The sequence below is a fragment of the Planococcus sp. 11815 genome (genome assembly GCF_051096385.1).
GTDB lineage: Bacteria > Bacillota > Bacilli > Bacillales_A > Planococcaceae > Planococcus > Planococcus citreus.
The window spans coordinates 1,101,497-1,123,391 of the sequence record NZ_CP096991.1 but is presented as its reverse complement, the minus strand read 5'-3'; the positions used below and the strand labels follow the sequence as shown (position 1 = coordinate 1,123,391).

Annotated in this window: 21 protein-coding genes; 8 read left to right on the top strand and 13 right to left on the bottom strand. The window is 50.0% G+C overall.

Annotated features, from left to right (window positions below; translation table 11 throughout):
• Window positions 1-168: 168 nt before the first annotated feature.
• Window positions 169-1,785, bottom strand: coding sequence for an ABC1 kinase family protein (locus tag M1Q06_RS05700; RefSeq protein WP_434402182.1), 1,617 nt, complete (start codon window positions 1,783-1,785; stop codon window positions 169-171).
• Window positions 1,786-1,885: 100 nt separating this feature from the next.
• On the opposite strand from M1Q06_RS05700, the gene M1Q06_RS05695 reads away from it, so the two are divergent.
• On the top strand, window positions 1,886-2,662 hold the full coding sequence (locus M1Q06_RS05695; protein WP_101189957.1) for an enoyl-CoA hydratase-related protein: 777 nt from the start codon (window positions 1,886-1,888) through the stop codon (window positions 2,660-2,662).
• Between the two features lie 51 nt (window positions 2,663-2,713).
• Here M1Q06_RS05695 and M1Q06_RS05690 read toward each other — a convergent pair whose 3' ends face one another.
• The 7 genes from M1Q06_RS05690 to M1Q06_RS05660 form a co-directional block, all read right to left on the bottom strand.
• Complete coding sequence (locus tag M1Q06_RS05690; RefSeq protein WP_434402180.1) at window positions 2,714-4,693, bottom strand: prolyl oligopeptidase family serine peptidase; 1,980 nt, start codon at window positions 4,691-4,693, stop codon at window positions 2,714-2,716.
• A gap of 164 nt (window positions 4,694-4,857) precedes the next feature.
• Entirely contained in the window at window positions 4,858-6,411 is a 1,554-nt protein-coding gene (locus M1Q06_RS05685) for a fatty acid--CoA ligase family protein (protein WP_434402179.1), read from the bottom strand.
• A gap of 139 nt (window positions 6,412-6,550) precedes the next feature.
• Window positions 6,551-8,488 (bottom strand): FtsX-like permease family protein, encoded by a 1,938-nt coding sequence (locus M1Q06_RS05680; RefSeq protein ID WP_434402177.1) that lies wholly within the window; start codon window positions 8,486-8,488, stop codon window positions 6,551-6,553.
• A complete protein-coding gene (locus M1Q06_RS05675; RefSeq protein ID WP_058381282.1) occupies window positions 8,460-9,233 on the bottom strand; it encodes an ABC transporter ATP-binding protein in 774 nt (257 codons plus the stop codon). The genes M1Q06_RS05680 and M1Q06_RS05675 overlap by 29 nt, the downstream gene beginning before the upstream one ends.
• A complete protein-coding gene (locus tag M1Q06_RS05670; protein ID WP_434402175.1) occupies window positions 9,230-10,237 on the bottom strand; it encodes a sensor histidine kinase in 1,008 nt (335 codons plus the stop codon). Before M1Q06_RS05670 ends, M1Q06_RS05675 begins: the two co-directional genes overlap by 4 nt.
• Window positions 10,237-10,941: a response regulator transcription factor gene (locus tag M1Q06_RS05665; protein WP_434402173.1), complete on the bottom strand. Its 705-nt coding sequence runs from the start codon at window positions 10,939-10,941 to the stop codon at window positions 10,237-10,239. Before M1Q06_RS05665 ends, M1Q06_RS05670 begins: the two co-directional genes overlap by 1 nt.
• A gap of 71 nt (window positions 10,942-11,012) precedes the next feature.
• Window positions 11,013-12,005: a lipoate--protein ligase gene (locus tag M1Q06_RS05660; protein WP_121301028.1), complete on the bottom strand. Its 993-nt coding sequence runs from the start codon at window positions 12,003-12,005 to the stop codon at window positions 11,013-11,015.
• Window positions 12,006-12,149: 144 nt separating this feature from the next.
• Between M1Q06_RS05660 and yhfH the strand changes: the two genes are divergently transcribed.
• Window positions 12,150-12,275, top strand: coding sequence for a protein YhfH (yhfH, locus tag M1Q06_RS05655; protein ID WP_083509120.1), 126 nt, complete (start codon window positions 12,150-12,152; stop codon window positions 12,273-12,275).
• 87 nt (window positions 12,276-12,362) lie between these two features.
• On the opposite strand, the gene M1Q06_RS05650 is transcribed toward yhfH, so the two are convergent.
• From M1Q06_RS05650 to hemE, 3 genes are all read right to left on the bottom strand, one after another.
• On the bottom strand, window positions 12,363-12,818 hold the full coding sequence (locus tag M1Q06_RS05650) for a FixH family protein (RefSeq protein ID WP_434402170.1): 456 nt from the start codon (window positions 12,816-12,818) through the stop codon (window positions 12,363-12,365).
• Window positions 12,819-12,969: 151 nt separating this feature from the next.
• Window positions 12,970-13,902 (bottom strand): ferrochelatase, encoded by a 933-nt coding sequence (hemH, locus tag M1Q06_RS05645; RefSeq protein ID WP_121301026.1) that lies wholly within the window; start codon window positions 13,900-13,902, stop codon window positions 12,970-12,972.
• 21 nt (window positions 13,903-13,923) lie between these two features.
• On the bottom strand, window positions 13,924-14,967 hold the full coding sequence (gene hemE / locus M1Q06_RS05640) for a uroporphyrinogen decarboxylase (RefSeq protein WP_434402168.1): 1,044 nt from the start codon (window positions 14,965-14,967) through the stop codon (window positions 13,924-13,926).
• Window positions 14,968-15,188: 221 nt separating this feature from the next.
• Here hemE and M1Q06_RS05635 point away from each other — a divergent pair, with 221 nt between their 5' ends.
• From M1Q06_RS05635 to M1Q06_RS05625, 3 genes are all read left to right on the top strand, one after another.
• On the top strand, window positions 15,189-15,704 hold the full coding sequence (locus M1Q06_RS05635; protein ID WP_434402166.1) for an antibiotic biosynthesis monooxygenase family protein: 516 nt from the start codon (window positions 15,189-15,191) through the stop codon (window positions 15,702-15,704).
• A gap of 67 nt (window positions 15,705-15,771) precedes the next feature.
• Complete coding sequence (locus tag M1Q06_RS05630; protein WP_121301023.1) at window positions 15,772-16,770, top strand: sodium:calcium antiporter; 999 nt, start codon at window positions 15,772-15,774, stop codon at window positions 16,768-16,770.
• 78 nt (window positions 16,771-16,848) lie between these two features.
• Window positions 16,849-18,015: a M20 metallopeptidase family protein gene (locus M1Q06_RS05625; protein WP_434402164.1), complete on the top strand. Its 1,167-nt coding sequence runs from the start codon at window positions 16,849-16,851 to the stop codon at window positions 18,013-18,015.
• Between the two features lie 54 nt (window positions 18,016-18,069).
• On the opposite strand, the gene M1Q06_RS05620 is transcribed toward M1Q06_RS05625, so the two are convergent.
• Both M1Q06_RS05620 and M1Q06_RS05615 read right to left on the bottom strand, forming a co-directional pair.
• The gene (locus tag M1Q06_RS05620; RefSeq protein WP_434402162.1) at window positions 18,070-19,290 is read right to left on the bottom strand and encodes an ABC transporter permease; all 1,221 of its coding nucleotides are present in this window, start codon (window positions 19,288-19,290) and stop codon (window positions 18,070-18,072) included.
• Window positions 19,274-20,023: an ABC transporter ATP-binding protein gene (locus tag M1Q06_RS05615; protein ID WP_101189946.1), complete on the bottom strand. Its 750-nt coding sequence runs from the start codon at window positions 20,021-20,023 to the stop codon at window positions 19,274-19,276. The genes M1Q06_RS05620 and M1Q06_RS05615 overlap by 17 nt, the downstream gene beginning before the upstream one ends.
• A 174-nt stretch (window positions 20,024-20,197) precedes the next feature.
• Here M1Q06_RS05615 and M1Q06_RS05610 point away from each other — a divergent pair, with 174 nt between their 5' ends.
• From M1Q06_RS05610 to M1Q06_RS05600, 3 genes are all read left to right on the top strand, one after another.
• Complete coding sequence (locus M1Q06_RS05610; protein ID WP_101189945.1) at window positions 20,198-20,629, top strand: HIT family protein; 432 nt, start codon at window positions 20,198-20,200, stop codon at window positions 20,627-20,629.
• 103 nt (window positions 20,630-20,732) lie between these two features.
• Window positions 20,733-21,266 (top strand): tryptophan transporter, encoded by a 534-nt coding sequence (locus M1Q06_RS05605; protein ID WP_434402160.1) that lies wholly within the window; start codon window positions 20,733-20,735, stop codon window positions 21,264-21,266.
• A 123-nt stretch (window positions 21,267-21,389) separates the two neighbouring features.
• Window positions 21,390-21,830, top strand: coding sequence for a YtxH domain-containing protein (locus M1Q06_RS05600; protein WP_434402158.1), 441 nt, complete (start codon window positions 21,390-21,392; stop codon window positions 21,828-21,830).
• Window positions 21,831-21,895: the final 65 nt, after the last annotated feature.

Below are 21,895 nucleotides of genomic sequence, written 5' to 3'. Positions count from 1 at the left end.
ATTTTAACCGGGAATTCGGAAATTGCAAGAGGCGCCAGTTAAAAAAGGACGATTTCGTTTGATTTTTTGCTATAACTGAAGAACCGGGCAGAATTTGTCCACCGCCTAAAAAAATCACCTTTCGGCATGCAGGTCCAATACCTGCATTTCGATAAGGCGATTTTTTGTTTACCTGATGGCACGGAATGCCCACAAGGAGCCGACGAAAAAGACCGACGAAACCCAGAGGAACGGTTCGTGCCAGAACCAGACGGATAATGAAATCCCGGAAAACGATAATAGCGAGAAGATGCCAGCGAACATCCTGCTCTGCAGATTGCGCTGATGCTCGCGCTCCCTGCCTTCCTTGTTCTCCAAGTAATGGCGGATGCGTTCCGGTTCATCGAGAAAGTTGATGAGTTTTTTCGGGAATGCCCGCGCCGGCCCTGTGGAATTAAGGATCCAGCGGAAGACGTCTTCCTTGCCGAAAATCCCTTTCCCTTCCCGTTTGGTCGAAGCCCATTCCAGAACGCGCGGACGTGCCAGCGCGAATAGATCGACGTTCGGATCCAAAACATGCAAGACGCCGACAAAGATCGAAGCGGCGCGGCCGAAGAATGCGAATTCGGCTGGCAGTTGCACCGGCTGCGTCCGGACAATATCCTGCATGTCCTTCAATAGCCTTTCGACGACAAAGCTGTCCATCTGCATCAATTCATTCGATTCGTAAGCAGCGACGAGCCGCTCTACAGCATCCGCTAGTAAGTCGCGGTCAGCATGCGGCAGCAGGAAACGCAGATCTTCCAAGCCATCGAGCACTTGTTCATAGTTTTTGAACAGGATGCCTTCTGCAATCAATAGAATCGCTTGCGAATCGCGCTCGGAGATCGTGCCAATCATGCCAAAATCGATCAGCACGATGGTGCCGTCCGGCTTCAACAGGATATTGCCGCCGTGTGGGTCGGCATGGAACTGGCCGCCGTACAGCACTTGCTCTAAGAACAGGATGAACAACCGCTCGGAAATTTCGTGGCGGTTAAGCCCATGCTCTTCGATAAAGCTGATGTCGGTGATCCTTGCGCCTTCAATCCATTCCATCACCAATACGCGGCGCGTCGTGTATTCATCGTAATAGACCGGGATGTGGACACCGGACATTTCCGCGAAGCGGTCCGCAAAAGCACGGCCGTTCTGAAGTTCGCGGACAAAATTCAGTTCAGCGCCGATCGTTTCAGTCATCTCGACGTATAATTGGTCAAAATCGACTTGTTTGGTGAACGGGGTAAATTTTTTCGCGAGCCAGATAACGATGCGCATCGCCTGGAAATCGGCGCGGATGATGCGGTCGGTTCCTGGTCGCTGGACTTTGACAGCGACTTCGGTGCCGTTTTTCAATCGGCCTTTGAACACTTCGCCAATGGAGGCGGAAGCGATCGCTTGATCCGATAATCCATCCAAATAATTGCCGTGCTCGACATTCCATTCTTGCTCCAGCACTTCAATGATGTTTTTTCGCGGCACGGATGGTACGCGGTCCGTCAATCCCTCAAGTTCCGCCAAGAAGCTCGGCGGCATGATATCCGCACGGGTTGACAGGAATTGGCCCAATTTAATCATCAAGCCGCCCAGCTTGAGCGCCAGTTCCTTGTATTCTTTTGCCTGGCGGGTGACGAGCTCATTCCAGCGTTGTTCAACGACTGGAGTCCACTTGCCCCTATTGCGCCTTTGGAACAGCGCCACTTGCAAATAAAATCGGATCGCCATGGAAACGATGCGGTAAATACGGAGATATGTAACCTGGTTCATGAATGAGCTCCCCCCTGTTGTTCCCATTATAGAGTTTGGTGACAGATTAGTCCAAAAAGTGGTATGTTTTTAACGGATGGATTATCAAAGGGGGATGGATATGGAAACAATTCATTATGAACAAAAAGGAAATTTAGCGTTCATCACATTGAACCGGCCGGATGCGATGAATGCATTCAATTACGATATGCTCGCTGAACTCGGCCAAGTGGCAGAAGCGATCCGCATCAATCCGGACATCCGGGTCGTCGTCTTCACCGGCGCCGGCGACAAGGCTTTCAGTGTCGGGGCCGACTTGAAAGAACGCAAGACCTTGACGCAAGACCAGGTCAAGCGCAATATCTATAAGATCGGCGAAGTGTTCACGACCATCGAAAACTTGCCGCAGCCGACAATTGCCATGATCAATGGCTACGCGTTCGGCGGCGGTATGGAGCTCGCCTTGGCGTGTGATTTCCGCATCGCGTCGGACGACACACTGCTCGGCTTGACCGAAACGAGCCTTGCGATCATTCCGGGCGCTGGCGGCACGCAGCGTCTGCCGAGATTAATCGGCGAAGCGAAAGCGATGGAGCTGATCTTGACCGCGCGCCGCTTGAAATCTTCGGAGGCGCTTGATTACGGCCTCGTCACCCGCCTCGCTGCGGGCGATGACTTGGCGCAAGTGACAGGTGAATTCGCGGACTCGATTTTAGCGAACGGGCCGATCGCCTTGCAGCAGGCCAAATTCGCCATCAAAAATGGCATGAACGCCGATATGCAGACAGGCCTTCAAATCGAACGGAAAGCATACGAAATCACCATCCCGACAGAAGACCGCGTCGAGGCGCTGCTCGCGTTCGGCGAGAAACGCAAACCGGAATTCAAAGGGCGTTAACAAGAAAAAAAAGCCAGGTGGAGAAATTTCTCCGCCTGGCTTTTTTTATACTTACAGTCGCTTCATCCAGCCGACAATTTCCTGCAAACGTGCAAAACGCAAATTCGGTTTGCCGGTGCGCGATAAATTATGGTCGGCTTCCGGGAAACGGACGAATTCAGCTTCCTTGTGCATGCTTTTCAGTGTGATGAATAATTGCTCCGCTTGCTCGATCGGGCAGCGGTGGTCGTTTTCCGAATGCAAAATGAGCAGCGGCGTGTGGATGTCTTTCGCGTATTTCAGCGGAGAATGCTCCCACAGCTTATCGACATTGTCCATGGCGGCTCCGTGCTGCCATTCGCTGAAATAATAGCCGATGTCTGAAACGCCAAAAAAGGAAATCCAGTTGCAGATCGAACGCTGGGTTACAGCTGCTTTAAAGCGCCCTTCGTGTGAGACGATCCAGTTGGTCATGAACCCGCCATAGCTGCCGCCGGTCACGCCGAGCCGCTCTGTATCCACCCAGTCATTTTCTGCGAGAACATTGTCGAGTGCCCCCATGATATCCCGGTAGTCGCCGCCGCCGTAGTCGCCACGCACGGCATCGACAAAGCGTTGGCCGTAGCCGTGGCTGCCGCGTGGATTGACATACAATACGCCGTAACCGTTTGCTGCAAGCACCTGCATTTCATGGACGAATGTATTGGCGTACATGGCATGCGGCCCACCGTGGATATTGACGACGAGCGGATATTTTCCGCCCGGTTCGAATCCAAGAGGCTTCATGAGCCAGCCATGTACTTCAAAGCCGTCTTCCGTTGTATGCGAAACGATTTCCGGTGCAATCAATTCTGTTTGTTCTAGGTAGTTTGAATTGCAGGAAGTAAGTGCTTCGCGCTCTCCAGTCGAAATGGCGAGTTTGTAAAGTTCTCCGGGAGACACCGGGTTGCTGATGGCGGCAAGCGCAAAGCTGCCGTCTCTAGAGATGTCGTAGCCGTAGACATGCTCATCTTCCGGGGAAGCCGGATACACCGCGCCGTCAAGCGAAGCGAAATACAAGCGCACATCGCCATCCGTAGACACTTGGAAATATAAATGGTCATCTTGTGTCCAGACGACGCCGGGTGCCTGCGCGCCTTGTTGATGGTCGGCGACGACATAATCGCCGATCGGTGCATCGATGCCTTCTGTCAGACATTGCGTCGTTTGATTTGCCACATCGTATACATACAGTTCGGCTTGCGTAGCATTTTCGTAAGCGCGCGAATGGCCGACAAACGCCAAACGTGCATCGTCGAAGGAAAATGCGGCGCCCCCGTAATATCCGTCTTGTTCGATGATGGCCGTTTCTTCTCCCGTTTCCAGATCGCGCATGTAGAGCGACTGGCGGAAAATGAAATCCTGAATTTCTTCTTTGGCCGAGCCGTATACCAGTTTCGTGCCGTCATGGGAAATGGCTTCCAAGCCGAAATGATAAGGCCCTTCCGTCAACTGCTCCACCGTGCCTGTTTCCAAGTCCACAGAGCCGATCTGGCGGTGGTAGTCCTGCTTGACCAGCCCATTGCCGTCCATTTTGTATTTCATGATCGTCGTGCGGTAGGGTTCAGGCTTTTTCTCGTCTTCCTCTTTTTCCGGTTTTTGATCCGTGAATGTTTTTCCGTCCTGTACCAGCGCATTGAACCAGATTTTTTTATTGCAAGGCGACCAGTGGAAACTGCTTACCCCTTTTTCAAAATCCGTCACAGCGCGCGCTTCCCCGCCGCCTGCCGGCAGGACGTACAATTGATTCTTGTCGTTGCGGTCGGATAGAAAAGCGACATGGCGGCCGTCTGCTGACCAAGCGGGTTGGCTATTGCGATTTTCTCCATAAGTCCAAGGAACCGATTCGCCGGTTTCCAGCGAGATATGATGTACATGCGAATGATATGTATTTTCTTCTTCGTCCATCTGTGTCTGGACAAATACCGCCCGTTTCCCATCAGGTGAAATCTTCGGGTCGGTCACGGATACTAATTCGAGTAAATCTTCTATTTTAACAGCTTTTTTCGACACACGCTCAGCCTCCTGAATAACTATTTCGTTTTTCGTAATAGTTGCCTTTTCACTATATCGGTAATTGTCTGTCTTTTCAATTAAAGCCCTTTGAAAATATGTATACCGTATGTTCCAATACAAAGAAAAACCGCTTTCCGCGAAAAGCGGAAAGCGGTTCATGATTATTTTTTTACAGCCTGGTCTTTCAGCGAACGGCGCAGGATTTTGCCGGTCGTATTTTTCGGCAATTCATCAAGAATCTCCATATGGCGCGGCACTTTGTATTTCGCCAAATGTTCCGCACAATATGCTTGCAGCTCCTCAATGGAAACTGCATCGTCTTTCAACACCACATAAGCGTTGACCGATTCGCCGAAGTCAGCATCCGGCAAACCGACCACTGCCGCTTCCACAATCGCTGGGTGAGCGAATAGCACTTCTTCCACTTCTCGCGGGTAGACATTATAACCGCCGACGATGATCATGTCTTTTTTGCGGTCGACGATAAAGAAATAACCTTCTTCGTCGATCTTCGCCAAGTCCCCTGTGTACAGCCAGCCGTCTTTGATCGCAGCTTGCGTTTCTTCCGGCATTTTGTAATAGCCTTTCATGACGTTCGGACCCCGCACAATCAGCTCGCCCACTTCACCGACGGGCACTTCATCGCCGAGTTCATTGACGACTTTGTTTTCGACATTGATGATTGATGTGCCGATCGATCCCGCTTTTCGTTCGCGGTCGATCGGATTGAAACACGTGACCGGTGATGCTTCGGACAAGCCGTAGCCTTCAGAAATACGCACGTTGAATTTGTCTTCGAAATTATGCAGCAACGCGACAGGCATCGCAGATCCCCCGGAAATCGCCAAGCGTACAGAAGCGAAATCCGCCGGGTCCACATCGGGCAGTTGGTACATGAAGTTGAACATCGTCGGCACACCCGCAAAGACCGTCGCCTGGGACGCTTTTGTCGCTGCGAATACCTCCTGCGGCGTGAAACGCGGAACGAGCACAATCGTCGCACCTTGCATAAGTGGTGCGTTGACGACGACCGTCAATGCGAACACGTGGAATACCGGAAGCGTCGCCACTACGCGGTCATCCTGCGTGATTTGGAGATATTCCGCGACATCGCGCGCGTTGGAATACAGGTTGCCATGGGTCAACATCGCTCCCTTTGGTTTTCCTGTCGTCCCGGATGTATAGAGAATGACGGCATTGTCATCCTGTGAAATGTCTGCAGTCCCGCCAAAAGCATCGGAAGCTGTGAGAAGTTGCGTGAAGGAACGGACTTTCCCTTTGACCGCTTCCGGTAGCTGCGCCATTTTTTCGGCAGTCGCTGGATCCGTCTCGCAAATGACATATGTTTCCACTGCCGGTAAAGCCTGATGCGCTTTTTCCACAAGCGGCAGCAAAGCGTCCAGTGCTACAACTACTTTGGCATCGCTATTATTGACAATGTAAGCGATTTCATCCGGGCTATAGATCGGGTTGACCGGGACAGCTGTCGCGCCCAGGCGCAAAGTGGCGTATAGCGAAATGAGAAAATGCGGGGTGTTGCTTAAAAGAAATGCGACGTGGTCCCCTTTTTCCACACCGAGTTCCTGCAATGCACCAGCGAATTTCGATACCGATTGGTCGAATTCGCCATAAGTTGTGTCTTTGCCCATGAACGTATAAGCAATTCTTCCAGCTTCCTGTTGTGCAATTTCGTGAACACGTTCTCCCAAATTCATTGAATATCCCTCTTTCTATTGAATGAATACTCATTCATATTTACTTTATTCATTATAAAATAAATCTTCAGACAATACAACTGCCCGCCAAAAATCTCCAGTAAAAAAGCCCCCGGAATTATCCGGCGGCTCCCTCTGGTCAATAAGCTTTCAAATGGGCGATATAACGCCAGCGAATCAAGAAAAAATAAAGAATCTGCATGAGCGTGAAACCACCAAGCACGATTGCCATCTCTGACAAAATCGACAGCTCCGCAAACTCATCCCATACGACTTGAAGCGAAATGAATGCGAAAGCGCTGTGAAGCAATGCAAGCGCCCAAGGCAGGAAAAACAGCGGCACAAGCTGGCGGTTAACGATTTTTCCGAGTTCCCGCTCCGTCATCCCAAGACGTACCATCAATTGGTACTGCCTGCGGTCGCGCTCGAGCCCTGTATACAACTTAAAGTAAATGAAACTCCCTGCAGCCAGCAAGAACACAGCCGCCACCATCAAACCGATGAACAATAACAACGCAAAGGACGATTTAAACCAGCGGTATTCGTATCCTGGATTCTCAAAATAATAATTGAGCCCAGCAAAATTTCCACTGACCATCGCCTCGCTGATCGGATAGCGGACGTTTTCGCCGATTGACACGGTCTCTGTCCAATCCGGCACATGGAAAGCGTAATAGCGAAAATCCGATGTGTCTGGCGGATAACCCATCAACGGTTCATCCACTTTGCTAAAATCTTCATTGTTCATGATAATCGTATTGGCGTTCAAGGTATGCGCCGGAAACAGCACTTGCGGGTAAGTCTGGTCGATCGTCAGCTCCACCCCGCTCTCCACCAATTCCGTCTCTGCGTAACTTTTTTGCAGTTCACGGAGCGATTCCTGTGAAAACGGCAGGAACATCGCTTCACCGGCTTGAAGCCGTGCCGGTTCATGGCCGAGCGCAACAGCGAGACGGTTGAACTCCGACAAGGACATAATGTCGACGTCATTGCCGCTTGCGCTCGATGTCTGACGCTTCACTTCCAAAGGCACGAGCGTATAGGCAAGCTGCTGTTGTTCAAGCTCACGCTTCAGCTGGTCTAATTGCTGCTGTTCGAGTGTATTGCCTTCAAAAGAAACGTAGATCAACCCGAGCGGATTGCTTTGCCGGAACTCTGCTGTATAGGAAGTGAACGAGGCAAGCGTACCGACCGTCAGGAAGGCGACGGTCGAGACGATGGTCACGATAAAGAACATTTGCGCGCTGTCTTTCAACTTAACCGCCGCTTCGGCAAGCGACACAAGGCGTGTTTTATGCCAATAGATGCTTCGGCGTTTCTTATACAATTGAAGAAAGGTATGGATCGAATGCGTGAAAAACAAATACGTGCCAATCGTCGCGAGTGGCGGGACGATAAAGACCATGATGTAAACGGTGCGGTCGGATACCGTCGCCGCCAGGAAATACGCAATACCCAAAAGTACCAATCCGAACGCCGATAAAGCTGGCGAATACGCCGCCTCCTCCTCGGTCTTCCAGAAGCCTACCAGTAAATCGACGACGCGTTTCGTGCGGATAAAGGACACGCTGATGAGCGAGATGATGATGAACAAACTGGCGAATGCGCCGATGGTCAAGACGAACGGCTTCCAGGAGAAATACAGCGGCAACTCCTCCAACTGCATGATTTCGCGCCCGATCATGAAAAAGAATTTCGTGAACGCGAAACCGAAGATGATCCCTGCCGCTGTCGACAGGCCGCCGAGAATCATTGTCTCGAAAAACACCAATTTATTGAGCTGCTTTTTGCTCATCCCGAGATGCATCAAGACACCGAATTCTTTTGTCCGCGCCTGTAAAAACGCGCTCAAGGAATAGAACAGGAAGAACAGCGTGAAAATGTACAGCACGATTTCCGCGATGAACATGCCACGCACAGCCAATACGCGGAATCCTTCTTCTTCGAATAACGGATGGAAGATGAACATCGAGTAGATGAAGAACACCATGACCGAAAAGACGCTGGCCAATAGGAAGGCTGCGTAGCTTCTCAAATTCCTGAAAACGTTACGGAAGGCGAGTTGGCGAAAGGTCATTAACGGAGCCTCCCAATAGAGATAACACGTTGAGGATTTTTTGGTAGAAGGTTTGGCGGCGGTCATCCCCGTAAATTTCATTGAAGAACTCGCCGTCTTTGATGAACAGCACGCGATCGCAATAGCTTGCGGCGATCGGGTCGTGCGTCACCATGATGATCGTCGTCCCTTCCTCACGGCTCAAGCCGCTCAATAGCTCGAGCACATCTTTCGAAGCTTTCGAATCGAGATTGCCGGTCGGCTCGTCCGCGAGTATAAGCGCCGGACGGTGGATAAGCGCGCGGCCGATTGCCGTACGCTGCGCTTCCCCGCCGGAAATTTCATTCGGCTTCTTATGGAGAAATGGCTGCAAATGGAGCCTTGCTGCTAATTCCTGGACGCGGCTTTCCATTTCTTTGATCGGCATGCCGTCGAGCGTCAGCGGCAGCACCAAATTCTCCTCCACCGTCAGCATTTGCAGCAAATTGAAATCCTGAAACACAAACCCTAGCTGGCGCCGCCGGAACAGCGGCAATTCATCTTTATCCAACGAATGCGGATTGATGCCATTGATGAGGATGGTGCCAGAAGTCAATGAATCGATTGTTGAAATCAAGTTCAATAGCGTCGTCTTGCCGCTTCCGGAAGGGCCCATCACTGCGAGGAATTCCCCTTTTTCCACTTCGAAGCTTAATTGGTTCAACGCACGATGCGTCACTTTTCCTTCATAGACTTTGGTCACTTCATCAATTTTCACTACTGTCATGTTGATCCCCCTACATTCTGTTCCTGATAAGGAAAGACGATTGAGACGGTCGTCCCTTGGCCTTTCGATGAAGTGATTTCCAGTTCATGCCCAAGCCGGTTGCATACTTCCTGTGCCAGATACAGCCCCATCCCGGTCGATTCACCGCTCAGGCGCCCGTTCTCTCCTGTAAAGAAGGCTTTGGTGACACGGGGCAAATCCGATGGCGGAATCCCGATGCCTTCATCCTGCACCGATAAGGTAATAGTACCTTCTAGGCAGCTGGCCCGGATATATAGTTTCTTATTTTCTTCGAAGGTGTATTTCACTGCATTCGTCAGCAATTGGCCGATGATGAATTTCATCCATTTGCGGTCTGTCGCCACTTGGTAGCGTTCTTCGATGTCGATTTCCGGATAGACGCGGCGCGAGATGAACAGGCGCTTATTTTCCGTCACCATTTCGGATACCATGCCGCGCAGCGATGCCTGCTCGATTTGCATATCCTGCTCGAATGTATCGAGGCGAGCGTTCATCAATACTGTGTCGAGCCCTGCGCGCAAGCGGTCCACTTCTTCGCGGATATTCGCTTTATCCAATTCTTCGGGTTCCTGCAATAACAGGTGCATGACCGATAGCGGCGTCTTCATCTGGTGCACCCATTGATTGATGAATTGCAAGTGGCGGGTCTGCCCCGCATAAAGCGATTGCACTTCGTATTGGTAAAGGCGGTACAATTTTTGCATATACAATTCCGTCTGCACCGTTTCAGCCGAACGACCTTCCCGCTGCAAAGCATGTTCCATATTCGGCGGGTTGCTCAGTAGGCGCTCATAATAAGGGTAGCGCATTGCAAAGCGGACACCGAGAAAACTGGCCAGCAGCAATAAGCTGATGATGAATGAATAGACGGCTGTGTCCGTATTGCGGAATCCGTCGAGCCAGTAAAGCATCAGGATGAACCCGACGAGCAAGAATTGAAATACGATAAATGCGGCATGTTCACGCAGGAATAACCGCAGCATCATTGCTCCTCCCTGCCAAGGATCAACCGGTAGCCGGCGCCGCGCACCGTCTCAATGAAACTCTGGATGCCGTAATCCGTCAACTTCTTGCGCACGCGGGCCATATTGACATTCAAAGTATTTTCATCGACGAACGCCTGGTCATCCCATAGCTCCTCTAGCAATTGCTCACGCGTCACCACTTTCGGATACGCGGCAATCAATAGTTCTAAAATGGTGCTTTCTTTTTTCTGGAGCGGGATCTCCGTTTCCCGGCAATGCAATTCAAGCCGCTCCATATATAAAACGAGCCGTCCTGCACGAACCGTGCGCTCTTCTTGTTTTGGTGCATATTCCCCATAAGACCTTCTTAAATGGCTTCTTATTTTTGCAAGGACGATTTCGTAATGGAAAGGTTTCGTAATGAAATCGTCTCCGCCGTTTTCCAGTGCAAATACCTGGTCCATTTCGCCTGACCTGGCGGAAATGAACAAGATTGGGCAAGTTGTCTGCTGCCTCAACTGCCGGCACCAGTAATAGCCGTCATAAGAAGGCAAATTAATATCCAAAAGAATCAAATGGGGGTCGAAGGCGGTAAACTCCTCCAAGATGCGGTCGAAGTCTTTCGCAGTTTCGACTTGGTAATGATATTTGCGCAATGTATCCGATAACAGCGAAGCGATCTTCGCATCATCTTCTACAATGAATATCCGCTGTTCACCCATGTCCCTTCCCCCTTCCGTTTCTTTCTATTCTAACAAAAGAGCCTGCTCGAAAGCAGGCTCCACAGAAAATCTTAATAAATCAACTTGAGGAAATCTTCTGTCGTGATCCCCCCGAGCAGTTTCGGGATGTCGATCTCTTCAATCGCTTCAGCAAGCGCTGCGCGTTCATATTTCACACCAGTGAGTGCCTGTTCGATTTCCGCTACATCGCCGACACCGAAGAAGTCGCCGTAAATATGCGCTTCCTGGACGATGCCTTTTTCCACTTGGAGGCGGACATCGATGCCGCCGACAGGGAATCGGTGCGAATGCTTGATGTTGAATTTCGGCGACTTGCCGTAATTCCAGTCCCAATTAGCGTAGCGCTCTCTCGACAATTCGTGGATATTGTCCCAATCCTGGTCGGTGAGTTCCCAAAAACGGACATTTTCCTCACCAGCAAAAATTGAATGCAGCACAGCTTCACGGAATTGTCCAACCGACATGTCCTGCTCCAAAAACTCTGAAATATTCGCCACGCGGCTGCGGATCGATTTGATGCCTTTCGATTCGATTTTTTCTTTATTGACCTTCAAGGCAGACACGACTTCATCCATTTTCGTATCGAACAACAGCGTGCCATGGCTGAACATGCGTCCTCTTGTCGCGAATTGGGCATTGCCGGAAATCTTGCGCCCTTCAGCGAGAAGGTCGTTGCGCCCTGAAAGTTCGGCGTTGACGCCCATATCCTGCAAGGCTTTGACGACCGGTTCTGTGAACTTGCGGAAATCACGGAAACTGTTGCCGTCATCCTTTGTAATGAAACTGAAGTTTAAATTGCCGTGGTCATGATAGACGGCTCCTCCGCCTGAAAGCCGGCGGACGACGTGGATACCGTTTGAATCCACATAATCGGTATTGATTTCCTCTGCTGTGTTTTGGTTTTTCCCGATGATGATGGACGGTTCATTGATGTAGAACAGCAGGAACGGGTTTTGGTCGACATCCATCGTTTTCAATAAATATTCCTCGATGGCCAGGTTGATGCGCGGATCTGTTATGCCTTTATTATCTACGAAATACATGATCTCTCTCCTTTTTTACTATTGACTATCTTTATTTTAACGGAATTTTTCAAAATAATCACGGTTAAGGGTTGACGGATCTAAACTGTTATAATACACTGTGTTTATCACTTACAGTACTATAACAAAAAGGAGCTGGTAGAAATGATTGAGAACGTAGTCGAATTCTTCAAGAACTTGCCCCCGAAACAGTGTGCCACTTGCGGAGAGAAAATCGAAGAGCAGCACGAGTGCTACGGCAATCACTGCCAGACCTGTAACGAAATCTAAACAGATAAAACGGCCGGAGAAATTCTCCGGCCGTTTTTTTATGCGTTACCTTAGAACTGTTATGCAACAGTGGCAAAGATAAAAAAATCAATGTCCCATCTTTTCCATGGCATCCGAGTCTTCGCTATCGTCAGGCACGATCGTTTCCGGATCCGGATCGCCTACTGTCAATTCCATTTTTGGCATGACATGCATGCGGCGGGCCGTCGTATGGGCTTGAATAAAATACAGCCCTTCTTCTTCCACCGTCCAGCTATGTTCATAAACCCCGTCTTGTGTATGAGTTGCTTCCAGCATTTCGCTGTTTTCGCGAGCCCCAGATTGCCATACTTCAAAGACCACTTCATCTGCATCTTCTACTGCCTCTGTGCCTTGGGTGACAGTAGCTGATAGCCGAACTTCTTCGCCGGGCTCGGCGGTTTCTTCTGTATTGAACTCGACTTCCACTTGTTGCGGCAGTTCGCCCGTACCAGCCGATGAATCTTCTTCTCCGCATGCCGCCAGCAGCAGCATCACCAGCACAAGTACGATCCATTTTTTCATGTGATTTCCTCCTTGCGGTGGGCACATATTGCTCCCACTGGCCGAAATTTTTGCCCATTCATTGATAAAACGCCGCCACAGTTAACTGCTGAGCGGCGTTTTAGTAACGGTTTATTGTTTGAAAGCTTACATCCTAGACAATTCGCCAGGATCAGTTTTCGTTCAATTTATTCAACACAACATTGGCCATTCCATCGATAAACAACGGATCTACGTTCGGCATTTCCGGCCGGCGGTATGTCGCGCCGATTTCATCACAAACAATTTTGCATTCGTAGTCGTTATCGTACAGGACTTCCAAATGGTCTGTGATAAAGCCGACTGGCGTGTAGACGAAAGAAGTATAGCCTTTTTCTTCATGCAAATCGCGCGTCAAATCCTGGACATCCGGCCCGATCCACGGTTCCGGCGTCTGCCCGGCACTTTGCCAGCCAATTTCGTAGTTTTCAACACCCGCCGCTTCGGCGATCAAGTCAGCTGTTTCTTTCAATTGGTCTGGGTATGGATCGCCATTTGCGATGATTTTCTCCGGCAGAGAATGCGCAGAGACGATCAGGCAAGATTTCGCGCGTTCTTGTTCTGACATTTCAGCAAATGCCGCGCTTACTTTCTCGCTCCAAAATTGGATGAATTTCGGCTCTGTGTACCAGCTTTCCACGGAAGTCAGCTTGATGCCGAGCTTATCAGCTGTTTCTTTTGCACGGCCGTTGTAAGATTTAACGGAGAATGTCGAGAAATGCGGCGCAAGAACGATTGAAATCGCTTCTTCGATGCCGTCTTTTTTCATCTCTTCCACGCCGTCTTCCACGAATGGCTCGATATGCTTCAAGCCGAGATACATTTTGAACTCGATGTCATCCTGCAATTCGTTCAAGCGGTCACACAAGCCATTTGCCTGATCTTCTGTAATTCTAGCCAGCGGTGAAATGCCGCCGATCGCCTTGTAGCGGTCTTTCAAATCCTGCAACGCTTCTTCGCTCGGTTTGCGGCCGCGGCGGATATGCGTGTAGTAGCGCTCGATATCATCTTCAGAATATGGCGTACCATATGCCATTACCAATAATCCCATTGTCTTTTTCATCACAATCACCTCGTCAAAAGTTTGTTAGTTCTGTTTTTTGTATGCTGCACTGTATTCATGGACAAATGCCGTCAGACGCTTCAGCGTATCCGGCTGCACTTCAGGGAATACGCCGTGCCCAAGGTTGAAGATATAGCCATCATCCTGCATGCCCATATCCAAAATTCTTTTCGTGCGTTCTTCAATGACAGACCAATCCGCCAGCAAATAAGATGGATCGAAATTGCCCATCAAGGCTTTCGTCAAGCCTCTTTCGCGTGCTTCGGTGATCGGCAAACGCCAATCCAGTCCAACCACATCTACCGGCAATTCATGCCATTCATTCGCCAAATGGCTTGCGCCGACGCCAAAAATCGTCATCGGCACGCCTTCTTCACCGATTTCCTGGAAGATGCGGTCCATGACCGGTTTGATGAAGATGCGGTAATCTTCGACATTTAACGCGCCTACCCATGAGTCGAAAATCTGGATCGCTTTTGCACCGGCATGGATCTGTGCTTTCACATAAGGAATGATTGTGTCTGCCAACTTGTCCATGAGCGCAAACCACATTTCCGGTTCTGATACCATCATTGCCTTCGTTTTGTTATAGCTCTTCGAAGGGCCGCCTTCGATCATATAGCTCGCCAAAGTGAACGGTGCACCCGAAAAGCCGATGAGCGGCACGTTCAATTGCTCTTCTGTCAGCAATTTGATCGTTTTCAGCACGTAGTCGACATCTTGCTCAGGATTGATTTCACCAAGTCTATCGATGTCCGCTTTTGTGCGGATCGGATTGCTGATGACCGGCCCGACGCCTGCCTTGATCTTGACGTCCACCCCGATGGCTGGAAGCGGTGTCACGATATCTTTGTAAAGAATCGCTGCGTCGACGTCGTATTGGTCGACCGGCAGTTTCGTGACGTAAGCGCAAAGTTCCGGCTGGTGCGTGATTTCCTCCAATGAATACTTTTCTTTGATCTTGCGGTATTCCGGCTGTGAACGCCCAGCCTGGCGCATATACCATACCGGTACATGGTCGGTCTTTTCCCCGCGCGCTGCGCGCAGGTACGTATCATTAAAAGTCATGAATTATTCATCCCTTCAGTCTTTGCGGCTATAGTTTATCCTTCATTATCCGTCTATACTATAGACGCTCCGCTCCTTATTGTATAGAATCTGGGCGCAATTGTCATAAATTAGACCCGAATGCCTTCACCGATTTGACACCTTCTGTTTCAAGCGCAGGGTTTTCGGGAAAAGTGAACTAGCAACTCAAAATGTATCCCGATTATTAGGAGGCTTTTTCAATGAATGTTTATATGACGACAGGAACCTACGAATTTATGAAAAAAATGCGCGAAAAGCATGCGGATGAGACAATGGTGCTGATGCAAGGCGAAAACACGACTTTGTTATTGCACGAAACCGAAGGCAAATCCATTTTCCAAACTCCCCGTAGTTTTGAAGTGGTCGATGGCACCGGCGAGTTCCGCGAAAAAGGATTTTTCGTCATGAATAATATCCCGGTGGCCGATGAAGGGCGTCCTGTTTTTGAGCACCGCTTCAAGAACCGTGCCGGGGCAATCGAAAATGAACCTGGATATGTCGCTTTTCGCGTCTTGCGGCCGCTCGATTCCGATACGTACGTCGTACTGACCGAATGGGAATCTCCGGCATTCTATGAGAAATGGAAAGAGTCGCAAGCTTTTGCCAAAGCACATTCTGAAAAACCGCAGGAAGAAGCGGAAAAACCGCGTGCCAATATCTTCTCCGGTTCTTCTTATGTCACTATGTATAAAGCGAAACCTGAAGAAGACGAGTAATCAATGGCCGACTTGCCCGGCTATTTTGCTGTCTATATAGAAGAAACATGTTTAGGAGGAACATCTATTGGTATTCATTTATTTTCTGCTGGCTGCAGCAGTCACCGTGTTCGCCGCCATTAAACTGTCCCAGTATGCGGATGTCATCAGTGAAAAATCAGCGATGGGCGGCATGATGGTCGGAACGCTTCTGCTTGCTGGCGCCACTAGTCTCCCGGAAATTTCCACAAGTTTCTCGGCAGCCGCGATCGGTAATGCCGATATCGCAGTCGGCAATATGATTGGCTCGAATTTGTTCAATTTATTTATCTTAGCGGGATTCGATTTGCTGCTGAACCGCAGGCGCATGCTTGAGCGGGCATCCAAGGACCACACCTACTCTTCCCTGCTCGGCATCTTCCTGATTGTGCTCTTATTGTTGGCGTTGTGGTTGCGCACCGATGTCACATTCCTTGGAATCGGCCTCGATTCGTTGGCAATCGGAATAACGTATGTGATCGGCATGCTGATCATCAATAAATTGCCGAACTTGGATACGATCGATATGGACGATGAGCCGGTCGATGCCAAAGCGCCGAAAAATCCGAGTGCGCATTTATCCCCGAAACACGCGGGCATCCGTTTCGCGCTTGTCGCTGTGGTCATCATGGCGGCAGGCACCGCCCTGTCCATTACGGGCGATGAAATTGCTGTCGTGACAGGCATCGGCTCGAGCTTTGTCGGCAGTTTCCTGGTGGCCGCTGCCACTTCCCTGCCGGAAGCGATTTCGGTTTTCGTCGCGCTCCGCCTGTCTAATGTCAATATGGCGGTCGGCGCTGTTCTCGGAAGCAATATCTTCAACATGGTCATTTTGGCTTTGTCGGACCCGATTTACGTGGAGGGCTCGATTCTTGCTGAAGTTTCCGGCGCCAATTTCATCATCGCCAGCGCAGTGCTCGTCATGAGCGTACTGGTAATGTTCTCGCTTTACCGGCCGAAGACAGCTTCAACATGGGCGTATAGCTTGCCATCCATTTTGGTGGTGCTGCTTTACTTCGTTGCTTCATATCTGAATTTCACATACTGACAGGACGGGGCTTCCCCGTTCTGTTTTTTGCTATGTTAAACTAGAGAAAATACAGAAAATTAGGAAGGATATGATCCAATGATTGAAAAGATCTTTGCTGAACTCGATAATGCCTATCCCGAAATGGTGGAAATCCGCCGCCACCTGCACATGAACCCGGAGCCATCATTCCAGGAAACCAAGACTGCTAAATATATCCGCGATTTTTATGAAGATCTCGGTGTCGATATCCGCTTTGGCGTGGGAGGCAATGGCGTCATCGCGACGATCCGCGGCGGTAAGCCAGGCAAGACGGTCGCCTTGCGCGCCGATTTTGACGCCCTGCCAATTCAGGACCAGAAAGAAACCAGCTATAAATCCACTGTGCCGAATGTAGTACATGCTTGCGGACATGACGGCCATACGGCGACCTTGCTCGTTCTTGGCAAAATCCTCCACGGCTTGCGCGATGAACTTCCTGGCACGTATGTGCTCATTCACCAGCACGCAGAAGAACTTGCGCCAGGCGGTGCGAAACCGATGATCGAAGACGGTGCGCTCGACGGCGTCGATGTCATTTTCGGCACCCACCTTTGGTCGACAACGCCATTCGGGCGGATCGATTACCGGACTGGACCGATCATGGCAGCTGCGGACCGTTTTGAAATCACTGTCCAAGGGCGCGGCGGCCACGGCGCGATGCCACACGAAACTGTCGACGCCGTTGTGACAGGGGCACAACTTGTCACTAGCCTGCAACAGCTTGTCGCACGCCGTGTGGACCCGCTCGAGTCCGCAGTTTTGACGATTGCATCATTCATTGCCGAGAACCCATTCAATATCATTGCCGACCAATCGAAACTGAACGGAACAGTTAGATCCTTCACCGAAGAAACACGCACCCTTATGGAGCAGGAAATGGAGCGCGTCGCTAAAGGCACGGCCATCGCGACTAATAGCGACATCGACTTTAAATTCCACCGGGGCTACCCGCCAGTCGTCACTCACGAAAAGGAAACCGAATTCCTGAGAGACCTTGCCGAAGATGTGCCAGGTGTTGAGGAAGTCTTCAATTGCCCGCCGCAAATGGGCGGCGAGGATTTCGCCTATTACCTCGAAGAGATTCCGGGCACATTCTTCTTCACAGGCGCGATGCCGGACGGTGAAGTCTATCCCCATCACCACCCGAAATTCGACTTTAAAGAAGAAGCGATGCTGATTGCCGCAAAAACGCTTGGCAAAGCCGCAGTCACTTGCCACGAATAAACGACATAGCAAAAGGGCTGGAGAAAGTTTCATTTTCTCCAACCCTTTTTTAAATTATTTTCGTTTGTTCAGCTGTGCAGATTTTCTTCTGGCGCCCGCAAGCGTCACGACCGAAACGACGGCTATGACTGCCGCGATAAGTAGCGCTGTTGCAAACTGTCCGAGTGCCAGCAGCAAGACCAATGCCGCTGCAGTTTGGATCAACTGGACCGCGAGCACCCAATTCCATACCGCTTTTTCGCGGCTATGCGTGCTAAGCGGAAACAATTGGTCCATGCGGAAATGTTGGGACTGATTCAAGCCTTGCCATAATTGGATCGTGGAAGCGAACGCCAATGCCCCAGCAAATAAAGCAATCGCGATTTGGAATGGGATGAGCCAAGCGCCGACCAGGTTGACCAGCGTCAAACGCACCCATAAAAAGAACAGCTCATCCGAACGAATGAACGTCCGGCTCACCAAATACAAATGGGCATTCGAAGCTTTGCTCTTGATCAAACGATAAACCGGGTTGAGCCATCTGCGCTCCCTCACCTTCCCTTTCAAATGCGGGACGTCGGTGAAATAATTGGCAAACTGGTAAAAGCGCAGCATGCGGTTTTCTTCCAATTCGATGAAATGGCCATAAGGAAATGCTTTTCCCGCAGCGCGGCGTTCCAGCCATTTGCCGTAGAAAATCATCGCGAACAAAAAGACGGCCGAAACAACAATCCATCCATCGACATACGACCAGGCAAACCCGGCAACGAGCAGAAAGCGGACCGCGCGCTCGAGCCATACCTTATGGCCATCGCTTGCTTTTCGCCAGTGGAATTCGCTCCTGACATTCCACCATTTCACAAGCAGCAATAGAATCGGAAACCCGATCAAATAAGACGAAGGCAAGCCGTATAAGGCGTTGATGAGCGGCAAGGAGACGATAAATACGACAATCGGCAAATACAGCTGCGACACATAAGTCCAGCGATGTGCCGGTTTCAAATATTCATCAAGCCGGCTTTCAAGAGGGAGTAAATACACCCCGTCCGCCTGTTTCAATAAAGTTACCGGCGGGCTGTAGGACAATAGCGCCCCGAACAATACTGCCATCAATAGCGCTGCCGGAAATTCGGGCGGGACATTTTGCACCCATTCGCTATAGGCATACCCGGCCGCCCCGATGGCGAACAACATGACGACCGCAATATGGCCGGTGACGATGAATTTTAAATAATTCTGGACTTCAGCGGTATAGCGACGGAGCCGCTTGTCCCATACTTCATGCAGGTTCTTCATTATCGTCATCCTCGGTCATCGCAATATACAAATCATCGAGTGAGGCATCTGGCATGCCGAATGCCTGGCGCAGCTCCGGCATCGTGCCGATTGCCCGCACGCGCCCATTGTGGAGCAGGATAATCCGGTCGCAATAGCGTTCTGCTGTCGACAGGATATGGGTCGACATGAGCACTGATGCGCCGCTGCGCTTTTGCTGTTCCATCTGGTCGAGAAGCGATTTGATGCCGAGCGGGTCGAGCCCGACGAAAGGTTCATCGATGATGTACAAATCCGGGTCGACTAGAAATGCACTCATGATCATGACTTTCTGGCGCATCCCTTTTGAGAAATGGGACGGAAACCATTTCAGCCGCTTCTCCATGCGGAATTCCTTCAATAAAGCTGCGGAACGCTGTTCGAACACCTCTTGTTCTAAGCCATAAGCCATCGCCGTCAGTTCGAGATGTTCGCGCAAGGTCAATTCCTCATACAGCACAGGCGTTTCCGGAATATAGGAAAAAGCGGAACGGTAAGCGTCAATGTCTTCCCCGAACGTCCGGCCATTGAGTCGGATCGTCCCGGATTTTGGCTGCATGATGCCGATGATATGCTTGATGGTTGTACTCTTCCCTGCTCCGTTCAAGCCAATCAAGCCGACCAATTCACCTTTTTCTATAGAAAAACTTACGTCTTTTAACACGGGCTTTCGCGTATATCCGCCCGTTAAATTTTCTACTTCCAATATTGCCACTTTCAACACCTCTTTCTTCGTTTACTATTGTATCAAAACTGCGTGGCGAATTCTTTCGGGAAATGGGACGCTTTATGAACCCGGTCGGGACCAGTTGAAATGTAGAATGACTCGCTCACTGAATATGGTAAACTGAAAAAAGAACGGCCAACCCATTACAGAAAGGATGAGTTTATGAGCAATTGCATTTTTTGCAAAATCATTGCAGGGGAAATCCCGAGCGTCAAAGTGTACGAAGATGAGCATGTCTACGCCTTTATGGACATCATGCCTTTGTCAAAAGGGCATACGCTGCTGATTCCGAAAACCCATCGCGAGTTTGTTTACGATATGACGCCGGAAGAAGCAGGCCAGTTGTTCAGCGTGGCGCCGAAGATTGCCAGCGCCATCAAAGAGACCTTTGAACCGGAAGGCATGAATTTATTGAACAACAACGGGCCAAAAGCCGGGCAAAGCGTGTTCCATTTCCATCTGCATTTCATCCCGCGCTACGGCGCAAGCGATGGATTTGGCGCGAAATGGATGACCAAAGAAAAAGAGTACACCACGGAGAAGATCCAGGAGCTTGCTGAACAGGTAAAAACCAAGCTAGCCTCTGAGGCTTGATTTTCTGTGCTGCACGAGATAAGATCGTAATACGTTTTTCGCCGGCGGCCACGAGGGCACGTCCGGGAAAAAGAAACTAGCTTGAGCTGAGGAGAGATGAGAAATGAATACGAAAAATCTTGTGTTAATGGCGCTGCTTGTCAGCGTCGGTGCGACATTGTACGTAATGATCCCGGGCATCAACGGCGGGATGAAACCCGACTTTATGCTGACGATGATGTTTATCGGCATACTGCTATTCCGTGACGTGAAAAGCGTCTTTTTGCTCGCTGTCACCACCGGAATTATTTCCGGATTGTTTTCAAGCTTTCCGGGAGGCTTTTTCCCGAATATCATCGATAAATTCGTCACTGCATTCGTCTTTTTCGCACTTGTGTCGTTATTGAATAAGTATGCCGCCAAGTTGCCGGTCGGCATTGCGCTCACTGCAATTGGAACAGTACTGTCAGGAACCATTTTCCTGTCGGCCGCCATCTTCATCCTGGGCGCCGATATTCCGTTCACGCTGCTGCTTGCAACGGTCGTCGTTCCGGCAACTATCATGAATGGCGTTGCCTTTGCGGTCATGTTCCCGATTGTCACAGGGCTCATGAAGCGCTCGAACTTCCAAAGTTCCACAGCCGCGCAGGCTCGCTAATGCCTGAAATGCCTTTCCCTTTTGCAGGGAAAGGCATTTTTTATTGAATAGCGATTCATTCCATGTTTTAATTAAGTGAAATAAAGGAAAAGAAAGATAGATACGAAAGGAGCGCTTACACTTATGAAAGTTACGAATTTTTTTGCAGGCCTTGGTGCCGGACTAATTGCTGGTGCCGTAACAGCCATCCTCTCCACTCCGAAATCCGGTGAGGAATTGCGCACTTCCATCAAATCGAGCGGCTCGGAATGGAAAGAATCGATGAACGAGCTGAAAGCCCGCATCAATGAATTGAAGGAATCGATCAACCACTTGACGGAAGAATCGAAAACACAAGTACCTGAAGCCGTAGATGGCTTGAAAGCATCCCTCCAATCTTGGCAAGAAGGCACAGCTCCCGCGAAAGAACATTTGCAGCTGGAAATCAAAGCGATCCAGAATTCCATCGAGCAGCTGCAGGCGGCGATCAGCAAGGATAAAAACGAGGAAGAGAAGAAAAAAGACAAACCGACGAAAATCGACCCAAAAAAAGCGGAAAATAAGGACGATTCTGAGACAGCTTGACCTTCATAGGTCAGGTTGTTTTTTTTAACTAAATTATTTTACTATTCTCACTTTAATTCACTTTG

Coding starts and splice junctions, on each gene's coding strand:
- M1Q06_RS05600 (WP_434402158.1), top strand. CDS start 21,390: ATGAAAGTTACGAATTTTTTTGCAGGCCTTGGTGCCGGACTAATTGCT.
- M1Q06_RS05650 (WP_434402170.1), bottom strand. CDS start 12,818: ATGAAAAAATGGATCGTACTTGTGCTGGTGATGCTGCTGCTGGCGGCA.
- M1Q06_RS05635 (WP_434402166.1), top strand. CDS start 15,189: ATGAATGTTTATATGACGACAGGAACCTACGAATTTATGAAAAAAATG.
- M1Q06_RS05670 (WP_434402175.1), bottom strand. CDS start 10,237: ATGCTGCGGTTATTCCTGCGTGAACATGCCGCATTTATCGTATTTCAA.
- M1Q06_RS05685 (WP_434402179.1), bottom strand. CDS start 6,411: ATGAATTTGGGAGAACGTGTTCACGAAATTGCACAACAGGAAGCTGGA.
- M1Q06_RS05680 (WP_434402177.1), bottom strand. CDS start 8,488: ATGACCTTTCGCCAACTCGCCTTCCGTAACGTTTTCAGGAATTTGAGA.
- M1Q06_RS05695 (WP_101189957.1), top strand. CDS start 1,886: ATGGAAACAATTCATTATGAACAAAAAGGAAATTTAGCGTTCATCACA.
- M1Q06_RS05660 (WP_121301028.1), bottom strand. CDS start 12,005: ATGTATTTCGTAGATAATAAAGGCATAACAGATCCGCGCATCAACCTG.
- M1Q06_RS05675 (WP_058381282.1), bottom strand. CDS start 9,233: ATGACAGTAGTGAAAATTGATGAAGTGACCAAAGTCTATGAAGGAAAA.
- M1Q06_RS05610 (WP_101189945.1), top strand. CDS start 20,198: ATGAGCAATTGCATTTTTTGCAAAATCATTGCAGGGGAAATCCCGAGC.
- hemE (WP_434402168.1), bottom strand. CDS start 14,967: ATGACTTTTAATGATACGTACCTGCGCGCAGCGCGCGGGGAAAAGACC.
- M1Q06_RS05620 (WP_434402162.1), bottom strand. CDS start 19,290: ATGAAGAACCTGCATGAAGTATGGGACAAGCGGCTCCGTCGCTATACC.
- yhfH (WP_083509120.1), top strand. CDS start 12,150: ATGATTGAGAACGTAGTCGAATTCTTCAAGAACTTGCCCCCGAAACAG.
- M1Q06_RS05625 (WP_434402164.1), top strand. CDS start 16,849: ATGATTGAAAAGATCTTTGCTGAACTCGATAATGCCTATCCCGAAATG.
- M1Q06_RS05700 (WP_434402182.1), bottom strand. CDS start 1,785: ATGAACCAGGTTACATATCTCCGTATTTACCGCATCGTTTCCATGGCG.
- M1Q06_RS05605 (WP_434402160.1), top strand. CDS start 20,733: ATGAATACGAAAAATCTTGTGTTAATGGCGCTGCTTGTCAGCGTCGGT.
- M1Q06_RS05665 (WP_434402173.1), bottom strand. CDS start 10,941: ATGGGTGAACAGCGGATATTCATTGTAGAAGATGATGCGAAGATCGCT.